Below are 18,394 nucleotides of genomic sequence, written 5' to 3'. Positions count from 1 at the left end.
GACGAGGGAGCCGCATGCGCGTAGTCGCCAAGTTCGGCGGCACGAGCCTCGGGAGCGGGGACCGGATCGAGCGCGCCGCCGACTCGGTGGCCAACGCGGTCGCGGCCGGCCACGAGATCGCGGTCGTCGCGAGCGCGATGGGATCGACCACCGACGACCTCCTCGACGACATCACCTTCGAGACTGACGACGCCGACCGCGCGGAGATCGTCTCGATGGGCGAGCGCACCAGCGTCCGCATGCTGAAGGCCGCGCTCTCCGTCCGCGACGTCGACGCCGTCTTCCTCGAACCCGGCCACCCGGACTGGCCGGTGATCACGGACGAGCTCGGCGAGGTCGACGTCGCGGAGACGAAGAAGCGCGCGCGGGAGATCGCCGCCGAGATGGACGGCGTCGTCCCGATCATCACGGGGTTCCTCGCCGAGGACCACGACGGCAACGTCACCACGCTCGGGCGCGGCGGGTCGGACACGACCGCGGTCATGCTCGGCAACTACATGGACGCCGACGAGGTCGTGATCGTCACCGACGTGGAGGGCGTGATGACGGGCGACCCGCGGGTGGTCGAGGGCGCGCGCAACGTCGGCCAGATCACCGTCGACGAGCTTCGCAACCTCTCCTTCCGCGGCGCCGAGGTGGTCGCGCCCTCCGCGCTCTCGTACAAGGACGAGGGGCTCGCGGTTCGGGTCGTCCACTACCAGCACGGCGACCTGCTCCGGGGCGGTACCCGGATCGAGGGCGAGTTCGAGAGCCTGATCGACATGCGCGAGGAGCCGCTGGCGTGTCTCACCATTGCGGGCCGGGCGATCCGCAACCGTCCGGGGATCCTCTCCGAGCTGGCGAACGCGCTCCGCGCCGAGGAGATCAACATCGACGCGGTCGCCTCCGGGATGGACTCGGTCACCTTCTACGTCGACGTCGACGTCGCCGAGACCGCCGAGGCGCTGCTCCACGAGGCGGTCGTCACCGACGAGGCGCTCTCCTCCGTCACCGTCGCCGACCCTATCGCCGTGATCCGCGTCACGGGCGGCGAGCTCCCCAACCAGTCGGGGGTCATCCAGGACATCATCGCGCCCATCGCGGAGGCCGGGATCAACATCATCGATCTCATCACGAGCGCCACCTCCGTCGCGGTGTTCGTCGACTGGGACGACCGCGAGGAGGCGCTCGAGATCGTCCAGGACCGGTTCGACTGAGCGACCCGCCCGCGGGAGACGGTTCGGTCCGGCGAAACGTCGCCCCAGGCCACAGTGACTGCGTTCAGCACGCCACAGGAGACACCACGGCGGTTGACACGCGATCGACCGCTCGGCCGACGCGTAACGCGACTCCGTGAGCTATTTCGTATTTTAGTGTGATACGCCGAGTATGACCGAGGAGACCCTGTACGAACGTCTCGGTGGCCAAGAGGGGATTCGGAGCGTGGTGGACGACTTCTACGACAGGCTTCTCGACGACGACGAGCTGGGGCCGTTCTTCGCCGACGCGGACATGGAGACGCTCCGACGGACGCAAACCGACTTCCTCTGCGAAAAAGCGGGTGGCCCGGAGACTTACGACGCTGCGCCAGTCCGCGAAGCACACCTTCACGTCCCCTTCACACCAGATCACATCCAGAGAGCGATCGAGCTGTTAGACGAGAGCCTCGCGGAGTTCGACGTCCCCGAACAGGACGCGGAGGCAGTCGTACAGGCGGTCGCCGAATACGAACAGGAGCTGTTGGCAAGCCCGGACAGCACCGATCGCTGACGGGTGACAGATCCGACCCGATCGGCCGACACGCGCGCTGTGTCCCGAAGCACCGCTCCCGCGCGTCGGCACCGGCGGGTTTCGACCGAGCCTCGGATTCGGCGGTCGCCGTCTTTGACCTTCACACGCCCTCCTCCGGATCGAATCGGTACCGCGTCGTCGACGCGCCGTCGATCCGCGGTCCCGAACCGGCCGCCACGAACCCGACGGCCTCGGCCGCGTCGACCGCGGTCCCGTCGGTCGGGAGGACGGCCTCGACCGTCATTCCCTCCCGGGTCGCGAACCGCACCGGCTCCTCGAACAGCCGCCGGACGGCGTCCGGGTCGCCCTCGACGTTCGTCACGTGGACGACGCCGTCGCGCACGTCGAACGCGACGAACCCGGCAACCGCGTCGACCGGGGTGTCGGCGTCGTCGTCGGCGCTCCGGCCCGCCTGATCCGCCCCGTCGCCTGCGGCGTCGGCCGGCCCGGCGTCGTCCGTCACCCCGACGCGCACCGACCGGTCGTGGATCATGTCGCGGACGACGCTCTGAGGGCGTCCCGTCATCGACCCCAGGGCCGCGGCGTCGGCCTCGACCGCGTCACGAACTCGCATACCTCCGCACTCTCGCCGGGCGACATAAAATCGCCGCACGCTTGCCGCGGACCGGATGATTTTAACGACCGGCGGACGCAGGAACGCGCATGTCCAACTCAACGAAGATCGTGGTCGGAACGGTCGGCGTCTCGGCCGTCCTCTCGGTGCTCATCATCCTCTCGTACGTCCTCGCCTGATGTTCTCGCCCCGGTCGCTCGACGACGATCTCGCGGCGGTCCGCGACCGGTACGCGCCGGGATCGCCCGTCCTCGACGTCGACTCCGACTTCGAGACGCTCCCGCCGGCCGCCGCGGAGGATCTGGGCCTCTTCGTCGACGCGCTCGACCCCGCGTCGTACCCCGCCGACTGGCTCCCGGCGGAAGTGCCCGATCTCCTCCAAAAGCACGCGGGCCCGGCGTTCACCGTCGGGCTCCCCGGCGACGGGACGGTCGTCCGGACGACCCAGACCGACCCGGCCGCCGTCCTCGTCAAGCGGCGCGCGGAGGGGACCCCCGAGGACTTCCTCGCGTTCCTCGTCGCCGAGCGGCTGGTCCAGATCAGCTGCGAGCCGGCGCCGGGGGCCGTCGGTGGCGGTGACGCCGCAAACTGTGGGGAGTCTCTCGGTCTCCCCGAGTCGTTCCTCCCCTTCTTCGGCGAGCGCTACCGCGACCTCGACGCGGCGATCCGCCGGCCGGACCCGGAGACGGGCGAGTCGACGACGGGGTTCGGCCCGACCGACGTCTTCCAGGTCGCGAACGCCCTGTTCGACGCGTGGGTCGGGCTTCACACCCGCGACGCCTTCGCCTCGTGGGAGGCGGAGCACCCCCGGCTGTTCGACGCGTGGGTCGACGCCGGCGAGCGGCTCTCCGGGCGGCTGGGCGGCCTCTCCGGCGAGGTCGCACGCGGAGAGACCGACTTCCCGAGCGCGACGGAGTACGCCTGCTCGGCGGTGAAACACGACCTCGACCTCCCGGCGCCGTACGGCGCGCTCGACACGACCGCCTACCGGGAGCGCGGGGCGGCCTACGCCGTGGCGTGGGCGGAGAAGACGTTCGCGGCGCTCGTCGACGACGAGGAATAAGGAGTCGCGCGTCCCGCGGCGAAGCGGCCGCTCAGACGTCGACGACGACGTTGCCCTCGCCGTCGAGGTCGATGACGCCGTCAAACAGCTCGCGGAACCGGTCGAGCGTCGCGACCTCGTGGACCTCCTCGGAGAGGTGGAAGATGCCGACCGCGTCGTGCTCGTCGAGGAGTTCGAGGATCTCGGCGGCGGCCTCGTACACCGCGTCGTCGTCGGCGTAGTAGGCCATCTCGGTGAGCGAGTCGACCGAGACGCGCCGCTTCCCCTCGTTCTCGGTGAGGAATCGCTCCACGCGGTCGACGACGCCGTCGAGGTCGTCCGGCGCTGAGACGTAGTAGACGTCGTCGGACGTGCGCCGCGAGTAGCCGCGCTCGACGGAGAGCGTGTCGAGGATGGTCGCCTTCGTCTCGTCGACGTCGTAGTACTCCAGCTTCTGCTCGACCTCGCGCGCGGTGGTCCGCGTCGAGACGACGAGGAAGGCGTCGGTGTCGGTCTTCAGGAAGTCCGTGTCGATCCGGTCCGTCTCGCCGATGCTCGGGTGGACGAGGAGGAGCCCGGTCCCGCCCGGTATCGTCTCCGGCCCGTTCTCGACGGCGAGGGAGTAGTCCATGGGATCGGAACTCGCCCGACGGACTTAACGGTGCGGGCCGGCGCCGTCCGAGACCGTCGGACGCGGCCGGGTCGCTCCCGTCCCGGCCGGCCGGTGTCGTTCTCGTCTTCCACTGACTCCCCCTCCGTTTCGTTTGGAGATACTGATACGCACGGAGCGATCGCCGTGCGCGGCGGTCGGTTTTTTTGCCCCGCCCGCCGTCGGTGCGTTCGATGCCCGGGCACGACTCCGCGCGCGACATCTATCGGCAGGCGCTCCCGGTTATCTCCGTCAGCCTGATCGCCGGGCTGTTCGCGGGGACGATACTCGCCTCCGAGACGATGCGCGCGAACATCGCGGAGGTCCCCGGACTCCTGCTGCTGCTGCCGGCATTCCTCGCTACCCGCGGCGGGGTGTACGGCTCGCTCGGCGCCCGGCTCTCGACCGGGCTCCACCAGGGGCTCATCGAGCCGCGGTTCCGGCCGGATCGTCGGCTCACGAACGCGGTCGTCGCCTCCTTCCTCAACGGGATGACCGTCTCCGTGTTCATCGCGGTCGTCACCTACCTCACGCTCGTGTTATTCGGCGACGGCGGGAGCCTCTTCCAGCTGGTGGGCGTGATGGTCGTCGCCGGGTTCCTCTCGGCGGTGCTGATGATCACCGTGCTCATCGCGGTCATCTTCGTCGGCTACCGCCGCGGGCTCGACCCCGACAACGTCATCGGCCCGGTCGTCACGACGCTCGGCGACGTGTTCGGCGTGTTCTTCCTCCTTGTCGGGGTGGCCGCCGTGGGGGCCGTCTCGTGACCGAGCCCCGGTCGACGGCGGTCGACGAGTGGTCGGTCCGGCGGATCGTTCGGACGATGATCCCGCTTTTGGCCGCGCTGTCGGTGCTTCAGCTCGTCTCCGGGACCGTGCTGGAGACCTACGAGGAGGTCCTCCTGCGGTACCCGGCGCTGCTCGTCTTAGTGCCCGTCCAGATCGGGACGGCCGGCAACCTCGCGTCGATCACCTGCTCGCGGCTCACGACGCAGCTGTACCTAGGGACCTACGAGTTCAGCCCCTCGAACCCCGCGCTCCGGGCGAACGCGGGCGCGGTGTTCGCGCTCGCGGCGACCGTCTTCGGCGCCGTCGGCGTCGCCGCGTGGGCGATCGGGCTCGCGCTCGGCGGGTCGCTCGGGCTCGGCCGGGTGCTGCTGATCTCCTTAGTCTCCGGGCTGTGTCTCGCCGTCCTCGTCGTCGTCGCCAGCGTCGCCGCCGTCGAGGCCTCCTACCGGATCGGGCTCAACCCCGACGACACGACGATCCCCGTGGTGACGAACCTCTGTGACATCGCCGGCGTGTTGATCCTCTTCGCGGTCGTCTCGGTCGTCCTCTGACGCGGACTCGCCGTGCGCGTCTCGGGCCCGGATCAGAACACGCTGTCGGCGGTCGCGGCGCCGACGACGCTGAACACCGCCCCGAGCGAGACGGCCTTCGTGGTCGTCGCCACCACCGCGCCGTCGCCGATGCCTCCCTCGACGAGGAACGTGTGCGGGGCGTCGAACAGCAGCGCGAGCAGGAGGACGGAACCGAACGCGACGGCCATCAGCGAGACGAAGCGGGTTGGGATCCCGACCAGGTCCGGCTCCTCGTCGACGTCGCGGCCGGTGTCCGCCCGGTACAGCGCGGCGTACCCGATCAGGCCGACGAGCGCGGCCGTCACGGCGGCTTGGATCCAGTGCATCCCCGCGGCGAGCACCCACACCTCCTCGGTAACGACGAACGGCCCCGCGAGCAGGAAGCCGCCCACCGACTGCTGGGCGATGTCGGCCACCCGGAAGTTCGGGCGGCGGAGCGCTCGCGGTCGCTTCATACCCACGAGCGGGAGCGGAGCCGGTAAAACACCGCCGTTTTTCAGCGCTGTCCTCCTTCAGCCCGTATGAGCGTTCGCGAGGAGTTCGACGAGTGGGCCGCGAGCGGGAAGGACCGCGGCATGGAGGACCGCCACTGGCACACCGCAAAACACGTCTTGGCGCGGATGCCGGTCGAAGAGGGTGACGCCGTCCTCGATTTAGGCACCGGCTCCGGCTACGCGCTCCGCGCGCTCCGCGAGCGGGGCATCGGGCGGGGGTACGGCCTCGACGGCGCCCCGGAGATGGCCCGAAACGCCCGCGGGTACACCGACGACGACGCGGTCGGCTTCCTCGTCGGCGACTTCGACGAACTCCCCTTCGCCGACGACTCGCTCGACCACGTCTTCTCGATGGAGGCGTTCTACTACGCGGCCGACCCCGTCCACACCCTCGAAGAGGTCCGGCGCGTGCTGAAGTCGGGGGGCACCTTCTACTGCGCCGTCAACTACTTCGAAGAGAGCGAGACGACCCACGCGTGGCAGGAGAACATTTCGGTCGAGATGACGCTGTGGTCGCGCGAGGAGTACCGCGAGGCGTTCCGCGAGGCCGGGCTGTACGTCGCCGAGCAGGACGCGATTCCGGACCGCGAAGTGGAGATTCCGGAGGCTGAGGAGTTCCCCACCGAGGGGTACGACAGCCGCGAGGCGATGGTGGACCGCTACCGGACGTGGGGGACGCTGTTGACGGTCGGCGTGGCACCTTGATCTACGTTTATAAATAGTCGTTGGCGGCGCGGTGATTGCCTCCAAAAACTGAGCAGATCACTTATAAATCGTTGATCGCGGATCGGCGGAGAACACCTCCAAAGCCCCAGCCGTGAGGACGGCGCACGCTCGCTGCGGTCCTCGGTCGTTCGCTTCGCTCACTCCCTGTGGTCCTTACGTCGCCTGCGCCGTCCTCGCGGCTGCCCCTTTGAGTCCCGCCCCGCACAGCACCGCAACCGCACCTCACACCTCCCCAGCCTCGTCGCTCGCTCCGCTCGCGACTCCCTCGCGCGTGCTGCTCGGCCGCAAGGCGGCCTCGCAGGCACGCGCCACCGCGGATCTATTTATAAGAGTACGTCATCGCGGTTGGTCGCAGCCGCGCCTGTTCGCTCTCGCACCGCCCCGTTCCGACGGTTTAAATCGGGTCGGGACCCACGCTCCGGTAATGGAACCGAGTTCGCTCTCCGGGCTCCCCGCGGGCGTCGGCGAGGCGCTCGAAGCGGAGGGCGTCGCGGAGCTGTACCCGCCCCAGCAGGCGGCCGTCGAGGCGGGCGTCGTCGACGGCGAGAGCCTCGTCGCGGCCGTGCCGACCGCGTCCGGCAAGACCCTGATCGCCGAGCTGGCGATGCTCTCCTCGATCGAGCGCGGCGGGAAGGCCTTATATATCGTCCCGCTGCGCGCGCTCGCCAGCGAGAAGAAGGCCGAGTTCGAGCGCTGGGAGGAGTTCGGCGTCACGGTCGGCGTCTCCACGGGCAACTACGACTCCGACGGCGAGTGGCTCGCGAGCCGCGACATCATCGTCGCCACCTCGGAGAAGGTCGACTCGCTGATCCGCAACGGCGCCCCGTGGATCGACGACCTCACCTGCGTCGTCAGCGACGAGGTCCACCTCGTCGACGACTCGCACCGCGGCCCGACGCTCGAAGTGACCCTCGCGAAGCTCCGCAAGGTGAACCCCGGCCTCCAGACGGTCGCGCTCTCGGCGACCGTCGGCAACGCCGACGTCATCGCAGAGTGGCTCGACGCCGGGCTGGTCGAGTCCGACTGGCGACCGATCGACCTCCGGATGGGCGTCCACTTCGGCAACGCGATCAACTTCGACGACGGGAGCCAGCGCGAGGTGCCCGTCGAGCGCGGCGAGGACCAGACCGCCCGGCTCGTCGCCGACGCCCTCGACACCGAGGAGGACGGCCAGGGCGGCTCCTCGCTCGTCTTCGTCAACTCCCGCCGCAACGCCGAGTCGTCGGCCCGGAAGCTGGGCGAGGTCACGGCGCCCCGGCTCACCGGCGACGAGCGCGACCGCCTCCGCGAGCTGTCCGAGGAGATCCGCGGCGTCTCCGACACCGACACCTCCGAGGACCTCGCGGACGCGGTCGAGCAGGGCTCGGCGTTCCACCATGCGGGCCTCGCGAGCGAACACCGCAGCCTGATCGAGGACGCCTTCCGCGACCGCCTGATCAAGTGCGTCTCCGCGACGCCGACGCTCGCCGCCGGCGTCAACACCCCCGCTCGACGGGTGATCGTCCGCGACTGGCGCCGCTACGACGGGGAGTTCGGCGGGATGCAACCCCTCGACGTCCTCGAAATCCACCAGATGTGTGGCCGCGCGGGCCGGCCCGGACTCGACCCCTACGGCGAGGCGGTCCTGCTCGCGAACGACGCAGACACCCGCGAGGAGCTGTTCGAGCGGTATATCTGGGCCGAGGCCGAGCCCGTCCGCTCGAAGCTCGCGGCCGAGCCGGCGCTCCGGACCCACGTCCTCGCGACGGTCGCGTCCGGCTTCGCCGCCACCCGGGAGGGACTGCTCTCCTTCCTCGATAACACCCTCTACGCGGCCCAGACCGACGACGAGGGGCGCCTGGCCGCGGTCACCGACACCGTCCTCGACTACCTCGAAGTCAACGGGTTCGTGGAGCGCGACCGCGACGGCGGGAGCGAGGGCCTCGCCGCGACCGGGATCGGCCACACCGTCTCGCGGCTCTACCTCGACCCGATGAGCGCGGCCGAGATACTCGACGGCCTCCGGACCGTGGCGGACGGGGCAGATTCCGCGGACCCCGCCGAGGACGGCGATTTCGTCCCGGCGGACGGCGCCGACTCGAGCGCCGACGCCGACGCCGACGAACCGGGATTCACGACGTACACGCGAGCGGGCGACGACGAAGAGCTCGAGGCCGACGAGACGGCGGAACCGGACGCCGACGACTCCCCCGCGGTCACCCCGCTCGGCCTCTACCACCTCGTCAGCCGGACGCCGGACACCTACGAGCTGTACCTCAAGTCCGGCGACCGCGAGGAGTACACCGAGGTCTGCTACGAGCGCGAGACGGAGTTCCTCGGCGACGTCCCTTCCGAGTACGAGGACGTGCGCTTCGAGGACTGGCTCGCCGCGCTGAAGACGGCGCGCCTGCTGGAGGACTGGGCGAACGAGGTCGACGAAGACCGGATCGCGGAGCGGTACGGCGTCGGCCCCGGCGACATCCGCGGGAAGGTCGACACCGCCGAGTGGCTCCTCCGCGCGGCGGAGACGCTCGCGAGCGACGTGGAGGGGATCGACGGCGACGTCGTCGTTCAGGTGCGCGAGGCCCGCAAGCGGCTTGAGTACGGCGTCCGCGAGGAGCTGCTCGACCTTGCGGGCGTCCGCAACGTCGGTCGCAAGCGCGCCCGCCGCCTCTTCGAGGCCGGCATCGAGAGCCGCGCCGACCTCCGAGAGGCCGACAAGGCGGTCGTGCTGGGCGCCCTCCGCGGCCGCGAGCGCACCGCCGAGCGCATCCTGGAGAACGCCGGCCGCGAGGACCCCTCGCTCGACGGCGTCGACCCCGACCGGTCGGCCTCCGCGGCGGCGACCGCGGGCGCGGACGCCGACGGCGACGGCGACGGACAGGCGAGCCTGGGTGACTTCGGATGACTGAGCCAGCGGTCGACGCCGACGAGGAACCAGCGCCCGACCCTGACAGTGAGCCGGCGCCCGACCCCGCGGTCCGCCTCGTCCGCGGTACCTTCGCGATCGACGACCTCGACGCGTTCCTCGCCGACCTCGACGGGGTCGCGGAAGAAACCGGTGCGGTGGTCCAGGCGTTCGACGCCGGCCTCGTCGTCTCCGCGACGCAGCTCCGCGAGGCGGCGCGGCTCGCTGCACGAGCGATCGCCCGCGGGGAGGCGGTCGCGCGCGACCCCGGCGTCGAAATACTGCTGTACGCGGCCGGCCGCAGGCAGATCGACCGGGCGCTCGAACTCGGCGTCTCCGAGGGCGAGCGCGCGGCCGTCGTCCTCGTCGCGGACTACGGCGAGGTGCCCGGCACCGATCGCCAACCCGCGGACCTCGACGGAGCGGTCGAGGGGGTCGCGGAACTCGCGAGCGATTCGACCGCAACCATCGACGCAGACGACCTCGAGACTGCGTTCGACGAGGACCGCGTTCGCGAGTTCTACGGCGTCACCGACCGCGAACTCGCCGCCACGACCGGTGACCTCACCGACGTCGTCCGCGAGCGCGTCGCGCTGCTGGATGTCGAGAAGTGACGGGAGTCCGAACCGACGACGGCCACCCCTTCGTTTCGACTGGAAACCGCGGGACGGGGACGCCGCTCCGTTCCAGTCGAAGCGAGACGCGAGAGAAGTAGTCCATCCTGGATTCGAACCAGGGTCGTTGCCCCCAGAAGGCAACAGGATTGGCCACTACCCCAATGGACTGCGCACTTATTGGTAGCCAGTACGTCTTTGTAAGCGTTGCGCGTTGCGGCCGCCGTGCGATCGGTTGACGCTCCCGCGGACGACGGTCTCCGCGTCGCGGGGTCGCCGGACGCCTCGCACCACCTACGGATCGCGTTCGTGGGTACATCGACGCGTTTTACTCGACCCAATCCGCACGAAGCTGTATGTACGTCGGACGATTCGTCGTCGTCGCGCCCGGGATCGGTGGCTACCGCGTCTCCTCGCGCTCGTTCCCGAACCGCCGCATCACCGACCGCGGCGAGACGCTCACCGTCGGCCCGACCCCGGACGCGCCGGACACCGACAACCCGTACGTCTCGTACAACTGCGCGCGAGCGGTCGAGACGCCGGCCGGGGAGCCGCTGGCGGCCCTCGGCAACGGCTCGCATGTCGACCCGATCGCGGAGAAGCTGGAGCGCGGCTACCCCGCCCGCGACGCGCTCGCGTCGGCGCTGCTCGCGCTCGACTACGAGAAGGACGACTACGACACGCCCCGCGTCGCCGGCGTCGTTGACGCGGAGGAGGCGACGATCGGCGTCGTCCGCCGCGACGCGCTGCTTGTCGAAGCCGTCGACGAGCCCACCGTCGTCGCGACCTACGAGACGGACTCGCCGGAGCCGTACGACCTGACCGCGACCGACGCCCAGTCCGCCGCGACCGAACTGCTGGGCGCCGACCTCGAACACCCGGTCTGCGCCGCGGGCGCGACCGTCAACGACGACGGCGTCTCGCTCGCGTTCGACAACGGCGAGGACTGACCGGTCGCGGTTTCGCGGGAGGCCGTCCGGTACGGTGGCCGCGGGGCGCGGAACCGCCGCCCTCCTTTCCGGCTCCCGACGCCTTTTGGCTCCCCCGTCCGACTGACGCGCATGGAGCGCGTCACCGCCGCCGACTACCACGACGTCGCGGTCCCGTCCGACCCCCGGATCTCGCCGGACGGCGACCGCGTCGCCTTCGTGCGCCGACAGCCGAACGACGACGACAGCTACGAGACGACGGTGTACGTCGTCGACGCCACGGGCGAGGACGAGCCGCGCCGGCTCACCCTCCCGGAGGGCTCTGACGCCGAACCGCGCTGGAGCCCCTCCGGTGACCGGCTCGCCTTCACCTCCACTCGGGGCGCCGCCGACGACCGTCAGCAGCTGTGGGTCCTCCCGCTCGACGGCGGCGAGGCCCGTCGCGTCACCGATGTGGTCGGCGGCGTCTCACAGGTCGCGTGGTCGCCCGACGGCGAGCGGATCGCGTTCGTCCAGTCGGTGACCGCCGACGACCACGAGGCCGACCGCGACCTCGCGGTGCCGGACGAGTACGAGCCCGAGGACCATCCCGACCCGCGCGTCATCGACCGGACCGTCTACCGCGCCGCCGAGCGCTACTTCGACGGCCGGCGCCCCGGCGTGTACGTCGTCGACGCGGACGCGACCGTGGGCGGCGTCACCGATCCCGATCCGGCCGAGTCCGGGGCCGTCACCCGAGTAACGGACCGCGACGCCGACTTCGCCGCGCCGTCGTGGGGCGACGCCGACACGCTGTACTACACCGAGGCGGTCGGCGACGACCCCGACGACTCCGTGGAGATCGCGATCCGCGCTCACGACTTCGCGTCCGGCGAGGCCGAGCGCGTCCACACCACGACCGGCTGGGGTGCCGACCTCGCGGCGACCACCGACGGTCGCGTCGCCTTCACGCACGCGGAGCCGGACCAGGTGTCGATGCAGCCGACCGACCTCCGCGTCCTCGACGCGGAATCGGGAGCTGTCACCGACCTCACCGGCGACCTCGACCGCGGCCTCGGCCGCGGGACGACGCCGCAGTGGGGCCCGGACGACGAGACGCTGTACTTCGCGACGCCCGACGAGGGGAAGACGGCGCTGTGGCACGTCCCCGCCGACGGGAGCGCCGAGCCCGAACGCCTGCTTCGGCCCGGTACCGTCTCCGCCGCGACGGTCGGCGGCGAGGCCGGCGCGGGCCCCGAGTCGGTCATCGTCGCGTTCGCCGCCAGCGAGTGGGACCACCCGGGCGACGCGTTCGCCCACGACGCCGCGGCCGACGAGACGACCCGGCTGACCGAGCTGAACGCGGACTACCTCGACGAGCGGGCGATCGGCGAGCCCGAGGAGTTCCGCTTCGAGTCCGACGGCGTCGAGATTCAGGGGTGGCTGCTGACGCCGCCGGAATCAGCTACTGATGCCGACGAGCCGTACCCGCTCGCGGTCGAGATCCACGGCGGGCCGCACGCGATGTGGTCGACGTCCGGGACGATGTGGCACGAGTTCCAGACGCTCGCCGCCCGCGGCTACGCCGTCTTCTGGTCGAACCCGCGCGGCTCGACGGGCTACGGCGAGGAGTTCATACAAGCTATCGAGCGCGACTGGGGCGCGGTCACCACCCGCGACGTGATGGCGGGCGTCGAGACCGTCGCCGACCGCCCGGAGATCGACGCGTCGAACGCGTTCGTCACCGGCGGCTCCTTCGGCGGCTTCATGACCTCGTGGATCGTCGGCCAGACGGACTACTTCCGGGCGGCCGTCTCCCAGCGCGGCGTCTACGACCTCACCGGCTTCTACGGCTCGACGGATGCGGCCTACAAGCTCGTCGAGGGCGACTTCGACACGGTGCCGTCCGACGAGCCCGAGTGGCTCTGGGAGCAGTCGCCGACCGGCCACGCCGACGCGGTCGACACGCCGACTCTCCTGATCCACTCGGAGGACGACACGCGGACGCCGATCTGTACGGCGGAGCTGTACCACCGGATCCTGCGTAAGAACGGCGTCGACACGCGGTTCGTCAGGTACCCGCGCGAGGGCCACGAGCTCTCTCGGTCCGGGGAGCCGGCGCACATCGTCGACCGCATCGAGCGGATCGTCCGCTGGTTCGACGGCTACTCCGACCACCACGACGCCGACCGCGCGCTCGACCGCGACGAGGACGACGGGCTGACCGCGGGTGAGGAGTCGGACGAGGCCGAGGAGTAGGGCCTCGCCCCGCGAAACGGGCTCAGCGCTCGTCGGGCTCGAACGCGTCGATGGCGTCGTGGACGTCCGTCACCCACTCGTCGAGGGCGTCGTGGAGGCGGCGCTTGGCCTCGGGAACCGGGATTGCGGTGTACTGGTAGACGTAGCCGCCGGAGTCGAGCAACCGGCGGCGGCGCTCGACCAACCCCTTTTCTCGCAGGGTCGACAGCGACCGGTTCACGTTCGACCGATCGCGGTCGAGCGCGTCGGCGAGCTCCGAGACGGTGCTGCCCGGGTAGTCGAGCAGTTCGAGGTACGCCCGGCTCTCGTGGTCGCGTACGCCGAAGACGCAGGAGAGGACGTGCTCGAAAGAGGGAGAGGTGTCGCCGACGAGGTCCTCGATTTCGGGATCGCTCATGGCCGTCGATCCGCGCGCGGCGGTGTTAAACCTCCGTCATCCCCGCTCGACGCGGTCACTCCTCGGCGGCGTACCCCATCTGGTCGATACAGCCCCGCATTCCCGACTCGTCCGCGTGCCGATGGAGGTTCGTCGGCGTGTCGCAGTGGTACGTCTCCCCGTCGTAGCGGAGGGCGACCTCGTGGTTGGCGCCGGCGACCTCGACGTCGACGAGGATCCGCCGGCCGTCGTTGAGCGCGTCGATGAGTTCGTCGACGGACAGCTCGCCCGCCTCGACTCGGAGTACCTCGCTCATGGGTGCGATTCGACGGTGGGCGAGTTAAAGACGACCGATGTGTCTCGGCGATTGTAGCGGCCGCGCCGTCGGCGCGGGCGGTGCGCCGGGCGGAGTCGGCGAGGCTCGCGCCCGCTCTCACGTCGTCGTCGAGTCCGGCCCACCCTCCTCGGCCGGCGGCTCGACGCCCTCGGCGGCCGCGACGTCGTCGGTCCGCTTCTCGGTCTCGACGTGCCAGCGGTCGATCTCGGACTCGTACTCGCCGAGGACGTCCGACACCTCACCTTTCAGCTCGTCGTCGTTGACGTTCACCTCGAAGACGAACGTCTCGCCGTCCTCGGCGCGGGCGACCTCCTGGATGTTGGCGCTGACGAGCTCGTTGTCGAAGTAGTACGGCGCCATCTGGGTCATCACGTTCCGGTAGACGGCGTCCTCCACCTTCCGGAGCGCCTTCCGGCTCGCCGAGTCGGCGGCGCGGGCGACGTGCTCGATCGACTCGCCCCAGCGCTCGCGGGCGCTCTCCGTGTCGTTCTCCTCGACCTTCTCGTAGGACTCCGTGAGTTTCTCGCCGGCCGTCTGGAGGTCGTCGCCCGGCGACTGCCCCGCGCGCTCGCCTTTCCCCTCGTCGACGGAGGCCTGCGCCGCGGTCTTCTCCGAGACGTCCTCGTCGATGCGCTCGTGGGTCTTCGGACGCCACTCGTCGAACTCGTAGTAGGCGTCGCCGTCGACGCCGACCTCCCGGAGCGCTAAGGCAATCCGCTCGCCGTGTTCGACGACGTCGCCCCAGTCGCCGCGCACCTTGAAGCCGGAGATGCTCTCTTCCATCGCTTGCTCCCGTTACGACACGAACGCGTATAAGTCTCCCCGACCGCGCGTGAGCGAGCGTCGGTCGAGCGAACGGGACCGGGATGTCCGAGCCTGCGTGTGCTACTTCCCGTAGGAGAGCCGGCGGCCGAGCTCGTCGACCCGGTCCTTGAGGTCGCTGAGGAACCCGCCCGGCGAGATCTGTCGGAACGACGACTCGTCGACCTCGATTCGCTCGCCGGCGAACGGGTCGCGCTCGGCGCGCTCCTCCGAGTCTTGGTCCCCGCTCACGGCGCCCACGACGGTCGACATCGAACACCGTCCGCACGCCTCCGCTTGGATCTCTTCGTCGGACATGGGTATCTCTACCAAATGATCGTGTCCGACAAACTTAAACCCCGGCCTCGGCGTCGCTACGCCGTCTTCTTCGCCGTCGCCGCCGCCATCGGAACCGGCCGACGCCGGCCCGATGTCGGCTCGGTATCGACTCGCCCCGGCCCGACGAGCTTTTCAATCGCTCTGTGGAATTAGTTCACATGGGATACCGCGTCGTCGACGTCGACTCGGTCGACCCGGAGCCGGACCGACCGTGCGAGTGCCGGAAGCTCTCCGAGCCGGGCGGCCTCGACGCCGCGGCGATCAACCGGTTCCGCGCCGCGCCGGGCGAGCAGCTCCCGCTCGCGTACCACTACCACGAGACCCAACAGGAGGCGTTCTACGTGCTCGAAGGCACCCTCTCGGTGGAGACGCCCGAGGAGACCTACGAGGTGCCCGCGGACGACCTGTTCGTCGTCGACCCCGAGAGCCCGCAGCGCGCGTACAACCCGGCGGATGCCGACGGGCCCGTTACTGTACTCGCGATCGGCGCGCCGCCGGCCGACGGCGACGCGGTCGCCTACGATCCGGACGATGAGTGACGCGGCCGAGGGGAGCGACGACGAGACGCGCGAGGCCGCGTCGACCTCGGCGGAGGGCGACGACCGCCGTGACCCCGAGGAACTGCCGGCCGAGATCCGCGAGGCCGTCCCCGACTACGACGACGAGTACCTCGACCGGGTCTCCGACCGGCTGATGTACAGCTACGACCTCGACCGCGACGTCGTCGTCGACGGCGAGCGGTTCGAGCTGACCGCGGAGATGCGGGTACGCAACCAGAAGCAGTTCCTCCACCCGGCGCTGAGCTACGCAGACCACGACATGATGGAGTTCCTGTTCGCTCGGCGCGTCTCGACCCCGTCGGTCGCCGAGCTCGAACGGCTCGTGGAGTTCGCCCACGCGGTGGCCGACGACCGCGTCGAGGGCGACGAGGAGCACTACGGGACGGACGTCACTATCGCGCTCGTCGCGGACCGCGTCCCGGACGCGGTCGCCGAGTTCGTCGACGGGTTCCGCGACCGAACGCTCCTGAAGTTCGGCTACTACGGCCACTACGAAGTGAACCTGATCGTCGTCGCGCCCGACGACGAGGAGCTGGTCGCGAGCGAGGTCGCGGACGTCGCCGGCGCGTTCCGCCTGTGGGAGGCGGTCGCGGAGCCGGACGAGGGGCTCTTCTCGCGGCTCGCGAAGCGGTTCTGGCGGTAACGGTCGGAGCGCACCGAAAAAATACGCGGAGACGGTCCGGAGGCGGGGACAGCCGCCGGCGTCAGTCGTCGCTCGGTTCCGCCGCGGGGCGGTCGCCGCCGCGGACGCTCGTGATGTTGCCGTAGCCGATGCGCACGAGCGACAGCGCGAGGTAGACGAGGACCGCCGCGAGCACGATGCGGACGACCATCGATATCTGGCCACCGATGCCGGTGACGCCGCCCTGAACGAGGTTGACGAAGAACCACTGATACCCCGCCAGGAACGCCAGGGCGATCACGGTGATGACGACCATGATCGCCATCGGCACGCCAGTGCTGACGAGCTGTTTCGTCTCGTCCCAGTTGGCGAGCCAGACCGTTCCGGTGAGCAGCGCGAGCGCGGCGAGCAGCTGGTTCGCGCTCCCGAACAGCGCCCACAGGGTCGCCCACTCGCCGGAGATGACCAGCGCGTACGCGATAAGCCCCTGAATGACTGGGTTCGTGTACCGGCCGCGGGCGAACGAGCCGATGCCGCCGGCGAAGCCGGTCTCGCTCTGGGTCCCTTTCGTTCCGACGATCTCCTCCATCATGTAGCGGCCGAGCCGCGCGGCCGTGTCCGTGGAGGTGAGCAGGAAGCTCACGAGCACCAGCGCCATGAAGGGAGCGCCGTACGCGGTGGGGATGTTCAGGCTCGTGAGGATGATCCCGCCGCCGGTCGCGAAGTTCGGCAGCGCGCCGCCGATACCGCCGGCCGCGGCGTCGGACGCGAACCCGGCGATGGCGAGCGCGGACAGCGCCGTCGCGGCGAGCAGGCCCTCACCGAGCATGCCGCCGTAGCCGATGAGCCGAGCGTCGCTTTCCTTGTTCAGCTGCTTGGCCGTCGTCCCCGAGGAGACGAGCGAGTGGAAGCCGCTGATCGTCCCGCAGGCGATCGTCACGAACAGCATGGGGAACAGCGGGTACGGCGCCCGGCTGTCGACCCCCATGAACCCCTGGAACGGCTGGATACTGCTGTCGACGACGAGCGGCTGCGAGGACGTTCCGAGCACCGTGCCGACGATGATCGCAATCAGCGCGCCGCCCACGCCCGCGTACAGCAGGAACGACGACAGGTAGTCGCGCGGCTGGAGCAGCGTCCAGACCGGGAGCGCGCTGGCGATCACCGCGTATATCAGGATGACGGGCACCCACGCGGCCGTGTTGCCGCCGAGCGCGCCCGCGCCGGGAACCCACGAGCCCGTGCTCCCCTCGAAGAGGACGAACGTGCCCGCGGCGTGGGAGGCGTCGCCCGCCAGCTGGAAGAACGCAAACGGATACTGGATGCCGACCCAGACGCCGGCGAACACGCCGGCGACGAACACGACGGTCCCGGGAATAAACGGTCCGTCGAGCTGGTAGAGGTACACGCCGAACACGACCGCGAGCCCGATGTACACGAAGCTCGCGGTCGCCGCCGACGGGAACGCGTTCAACACGATCCCGACGACCAGCGCGAACACGGCGACGACGAGGATGATCGTGAGGAACGCGAACCACAGCAGCAGGTTCTTGCCACGTTCACCGACGTACTGCCCGACGATGTAGCCGATCGAGCGCCCCTCGTGGCGGATCGAACTCGACAGCGAAATGAAGTCGTGGACCGCGCCCATCAGCGGGTTCCCGATGGCGACCCACAGCAGCGCGGGGACCCATCCCCAGATCGCTCCCGCCGTGATCGGGCCGACGATCGGTGCGCCGCCCGCGATGCTCGAGAAGTGATGCCCCAGTAGTACCGGCTTCTTCGACGGTACGTACTCCTGTCCGTCTTCGTACTTGTGTGCCGGCGTCTCTCGCTCGTCGTCGAGTTCGACGAACTGCGAGAGGTACCGCGAGTACCCCATGTACCCCACGGTGAACGTGCCGAGCACGGCAACGACGATCCAAATTACACTTGTCATTGGTTCCCTCCCTCGTGGTATCGGTTCACTATGTTCAACTTAAACGTTACTTTCGTTCATGATGGTCCACGACAATATCTGCCGGTCGCGCCGAGGTCGCCGCCGAAATCCGGTTTTTTTCTCTGACCTTCTGGTAA

Annotated in this window: 21 protein-coding genes and 1 tRNA gene; 13 read left to right on the top strand and 9 right to left on the bottom strand. The window is 69.9% G+C overall.

The window, feature by feature from the left end; all coding sequences use genetic code 11:
• The first annotated feature begins 14 nt into the window (after positions 1 to 14).
• Both ACOZ35_RS11980 and ACOZ35_RS11975 read left to right on the top strand, forming a co-directional pair.
• Positions 15 to 1,196: an aspartate kinase gene (locus tag ACOZ35_RS11980; RefSeq protein WP_424013807.1), complete on the top strand. Its 1,182-nt coding sequence runs from the start codon at positions 15 to 17 to the stop codon at positions 1,194 to 1,196.
• A gap of 172 nt (positions 1,197 to 1,368) precedes the next feature.
• Complete coding sequence (locus tag ACOZ35_RS11975) at positions 1,369 to 1,749, top strand: truncated hemoglobin (RefSeq protein WP_424013806.1); 381 nt, start codon at positions 1,369 to 1,371, stop codon at positions 1,747 to 1,749.
• A 121-nt stretch (positions 1,750 to 1,870) separates the two neighbouring features.
• On the opposite strand, the gene ACOZ35_RS11970 is transcribed toward ACOZ35_RS11975, so the two are convergent.
• Positions 1,871 to 2,344, bottom strand: a complete 474-nt coding sequence (locus ACOZ35_RS11970) for a hypothetical protein (protein ID WP_424013805.1) — start codon at positions 2,342 to 2,344, stop codon at positions 1,871 to 1,873.
• An 89-nt stretch (positions 2,345 to 2,433) separates the two neighbouring features.
• Here ACOZ35_RS11970 and ACOZ35_RS11965 point away from each other — a divergent pair, with 89 nt between their 5' ends.
• The gene (locus tag ACOZ35_RS11965; protein WP_424013804.1) at positions 2,434 to 2,523 is read left to right on the top strand and encodes a hypothetical protein; all 90 of its coding nucleotides are present in this window, start codon (positions 2,434 to 2,436) and stop codon (positions 2,521 to 2,523) included.
• Entirely contained in the window at positions 2,523 to 3,407 is an 885-nt protein-coding gene (locus tag ACOZ35_RS11960) for a DUF7089 family protein (RefSeq protein WP_424013803.1), read from the top strand. The genes ACOZ35_RS11965 and ACOZ35_RS11960 overlap by 1 nt, the downstream gene beginning before the upstream one ends.
• A 31-nt stretch (positions 3,408 to 3,438) precedes the next feature.
• Here the strand turns inward: ACOZ35_RS11960 and ACOZ35_RS11955 are convergent, their stop codons facing one another.
• Positions 3,439 to 4,017, bottom strand: coding sequence for a DUF7090 family protein (locus ACOZ35_RS11955; RefSeq protein ID WP_424013802.1), 579 nt, complete (start codon positions 4,015 to 4,017; stop codon positions 3,439 to 3,441).
• A gap of 212 nt (positions 4,018 to 4,229) precedes the next feature.
• Between ACOZ35_RS11955 and ACOZ35_RS11950 the strand changes: the two genes are divergently transcribed.
• Positions 4,230 to 4,802, top strand: coding sequence for a magnesium transporter (locus tag ACOZ35_RS11950; protein ID WP_424013801.1), 573 nt, complete (start codon positions 4,230 to 4,232; stop codon positions 4,800 to 4,802).
• Positions 4,799 to 5,374 carry a magnesium transporter gene (locus ACOZ35_RS11945; RefSeq protein ID WP_424013800.1) on the top strand — a complete coding sequence of 192 codons (576 nt, stop codon included), beginning with the start codon at positions 4,799 to 4,801 and terminating at the stop codon, positions 5,372 to 5,374. The genes ACOZ35_RS11950 and ACOZ35_RS11945 overlap by 4 nt, the downstream gene beginning before the upstream one ends.
• A gap of 32 nt (positions 5,375 to 5,406) precedes the next feature.
• On the opposite strand, the gene ACOZ35_RS11940 is transcribed toward ACOZ35_RS11945, so the two are convergent.
• Positions 5,407 to 5,850, bottom strand: coding sequence for a DUF2391 domain-containing protein (locus ACOZ35_RS11940; RefSeq protein WP_424013799.1), 444 nt, complete (start codon positions 5,848 to 5,850; stop codon positions 5,407 to 5,409).
• A 66-nt stretch (positions 5,851 to 5,916) separates the two neighbouring features.
• On the opposite strand from ACOZ35_RS11940, the gene ACOZ35_RS11935 reads away from it, so the two are divergent.
• From ACOZ35_RS11935 to cgi121, 3 genes are all read left to right on the top strand, one after another.
• Positions 5,917 to 6,594, top strand: coding sequence for a class I SAM-dependent methyltransferase (locus tag ACOZ35_RS11935; RefSeq protein WP_424013798.1), 678 nt, complete (start codon positions 5,917 to 5,919; stop codon positions 6,592 to 6,594).
• A 445-nt stretch (positions 6,595 to 7,039) separates the two neighbouring features.
• Complete coding sequence (locus ACOZ35_RS11930; RefSeq protein ID WP_424013797.1) at positions 7,040 to 9,502, top strand: ATP-dependent DNA helicase; 2,463 nt, start codon at positions 7,040 to 7,042, stop codon at positions 9,500 to 9,502.
• Complete coding sequence (gene cgi121 / locus ACOZ35_RS11925) at positions 9,499 to 10,116, top strand: KEOPS complex subunit Cgi121 (protein ID WP_424013796.1); 618 nt, start codon at positions 9,499 to 9,501, stop codon at positions 10,114 to 10,116. The genes ACOZ35_RS11930 and cgi121 overlap by 4 nt, the downstream gene beginning before the upstream one ends.
• Before the next feature lie 98 nt (positions 10,117 to 10,214).
• On the opposite strand, the gene ACOZ35_RS11920 is transcribed toward cgi121, so the two are convergent.
• Positions 10,215 to 10,287 (bottom strand) — tRNA-Gln (locus ACOZ35_RS11920).
• A gap of 185 nt (positions 10,288 to 10,472) precedes the next feature.
• Here ACOZ35_RS11920 and ACOZ35_RS11915 point away from each other — a divergent pair.
• Together ACOZ35_RS11915 and ACOZ35_RS11910 are read left to right on the top strand one after the other, a co-directional pair.
• Positions 10,473 to 11,066 carry an IMP cyclohydrolase gene (locus ACOZ35_RS11915; RefSeq protein WP_424013795.1) on the top strand — a complete coding sequence of 198 codons (594 nt, stop codon included), beginning with the start codon at positions 10,473 to 10,475 and terminating at the stop codon, positions 11,064 to 11,066.
• Positions 11,067 to 11,177: 111 nt separating this feature from the next.
• The gene (locus ACOZ35_RS11910) at positions 11,178 to 13,283 is read left to right on the top strand and encodes a S9 family peptidase (protein ID WP_424013794.1); all 2,106 of its coding nucleotides are present in this window, start codon (positions 11,178 to 11,180) and stop codon (positions 13,281 to 13,283) included.
• A gap of 22 nt (positions 13,284 to 13,305) precedes the next feature.
• Here ACOZ35_RS11910 and ACOZ35_RS11905 read toward each other — a convergent pair whose 3' ends face one another.
• The 4 genes from ACOZ35_RS11905 to ACOZ35_RS11890 all read right to left on the bottom strand — a co-directional run bounded on the left by ACOZ35_RS11905 (position 13,306) and on the right by ACOZ35_RS11890 (position 15,115).
• Entirely contained in the window at positions 13,306 to 13,680 is a 375-nt protein-coding gene (locus tag ACOZ35_RS11905) for a helix-turn-helix domain-containing protein (protein WP_424013793.1), read from the bottom strand.
• A 55-nt stretch (positions 13,681 to 13,735) separates the two neighbouring features.
• The gene (locus tag ACOZ35_RS11900) at positions 13,736 to 13,975 is read right to left on the bottom strand and encodes a hypothetical protein (RefSeq protein ID WP_424013792.1); all 240 of its coding nucleotides are present in this window, start codon (positions 13,973 to 13,975) and stop codon (positions 13,736 to 13,738) included.
• A 117-nt stretch (positions 13,976 to 14,092) separates the two neighbouring features.
• On the bottom strand, positions 14,093 to 14,779 hold the full coding sequence (locus ACOZ35_RS11895) for a DUF5828 family protein (protein ID WP_424013791.1): 687 nt from the start codon (positions 14,777 to 14,779) through the stop codon (positions 14,093 to 14,095).
• A 102-nt stretch (positions 14,780 to 14,881) separates the two neighbouring features.
• Positions 14,882 to 15,115, bottom strand: a complete 234-nt coding sequence (locus ACOZ35_RS11890; RefSeq protein WP_424013790.1) for a hypothetical protein — start codon at positions 15,113 to 15,115, stop codon at positions 14,882 to 14,884.
• Positions 15,116 to 15,294: 179 nt separating this feature from the next.
• On the opposite strand from ACOZ35_RS11890, the gene ACOZ35_RS11885 reads away from it, so the two are divergent.
• Both ACOZ35_RS11885 and ACOZ35_RS11880 read left to right on the top strand, forming a co-directional pair.
• On the top strand, positions 15,295 to 15,675 hold the full coding sequence (locus tag ACOZ35_RS11885) for a cupin domain-containing protein (RefSeq protein WP_424013789.1): 381 nt from the start codon (positions 15,295 to 15,297) through the stop codon (positions 15,673 to 15,675).
• On the top strand, positions 15,668 to 16,339 hold the full coding sequence (locus tag ACOZ35_RS11880; protein ID WP_424013788.1) for a hypothetical protein: 672 nt from the start codon (positions 15,668 to 15,670) through the stop codon (positions 16,337 to 16,339). Before ACOZ35_RS11885 ends, ACOZ35_RS11880 begins: the two co-directional genes overlap by 8 nt.
• A 61-nt stretch (positions 16,340 to 16,400) precedes the next feature.
• Here the strand turns inward: ACOZ35_RS11880 and ACOZ35_RS11875 are convergent, their stop codons facing one another.
• Positions 16,401 to 18,257, bottom strand: coding sequence for a carbon starvation CstA family protein (locus ACOZ35_RS11875; protein WP_424013787.1), 1,857 nt, complete (start codon positions 18,255 to 18,257; stop codon positions 16,401 to 16,403).
• Positions 18,258 to 18,394 lie beyond the last annotated feature (137 nt).

Source organism: Halorubrum xinjiangense (assembly GCF_049604745.1).
Lineage (GTDB): Archaea > Halobacteriota > Halobacteria > Halobacteriales > Haloferacaceae > Halorubrum > Halorubrum xinjiangense_A.
The sequence above is the reverse complement of the archived record's forward strand: the minus strand, read 5'-3'. Positions and strand labels throughout refer to the sequence as shown.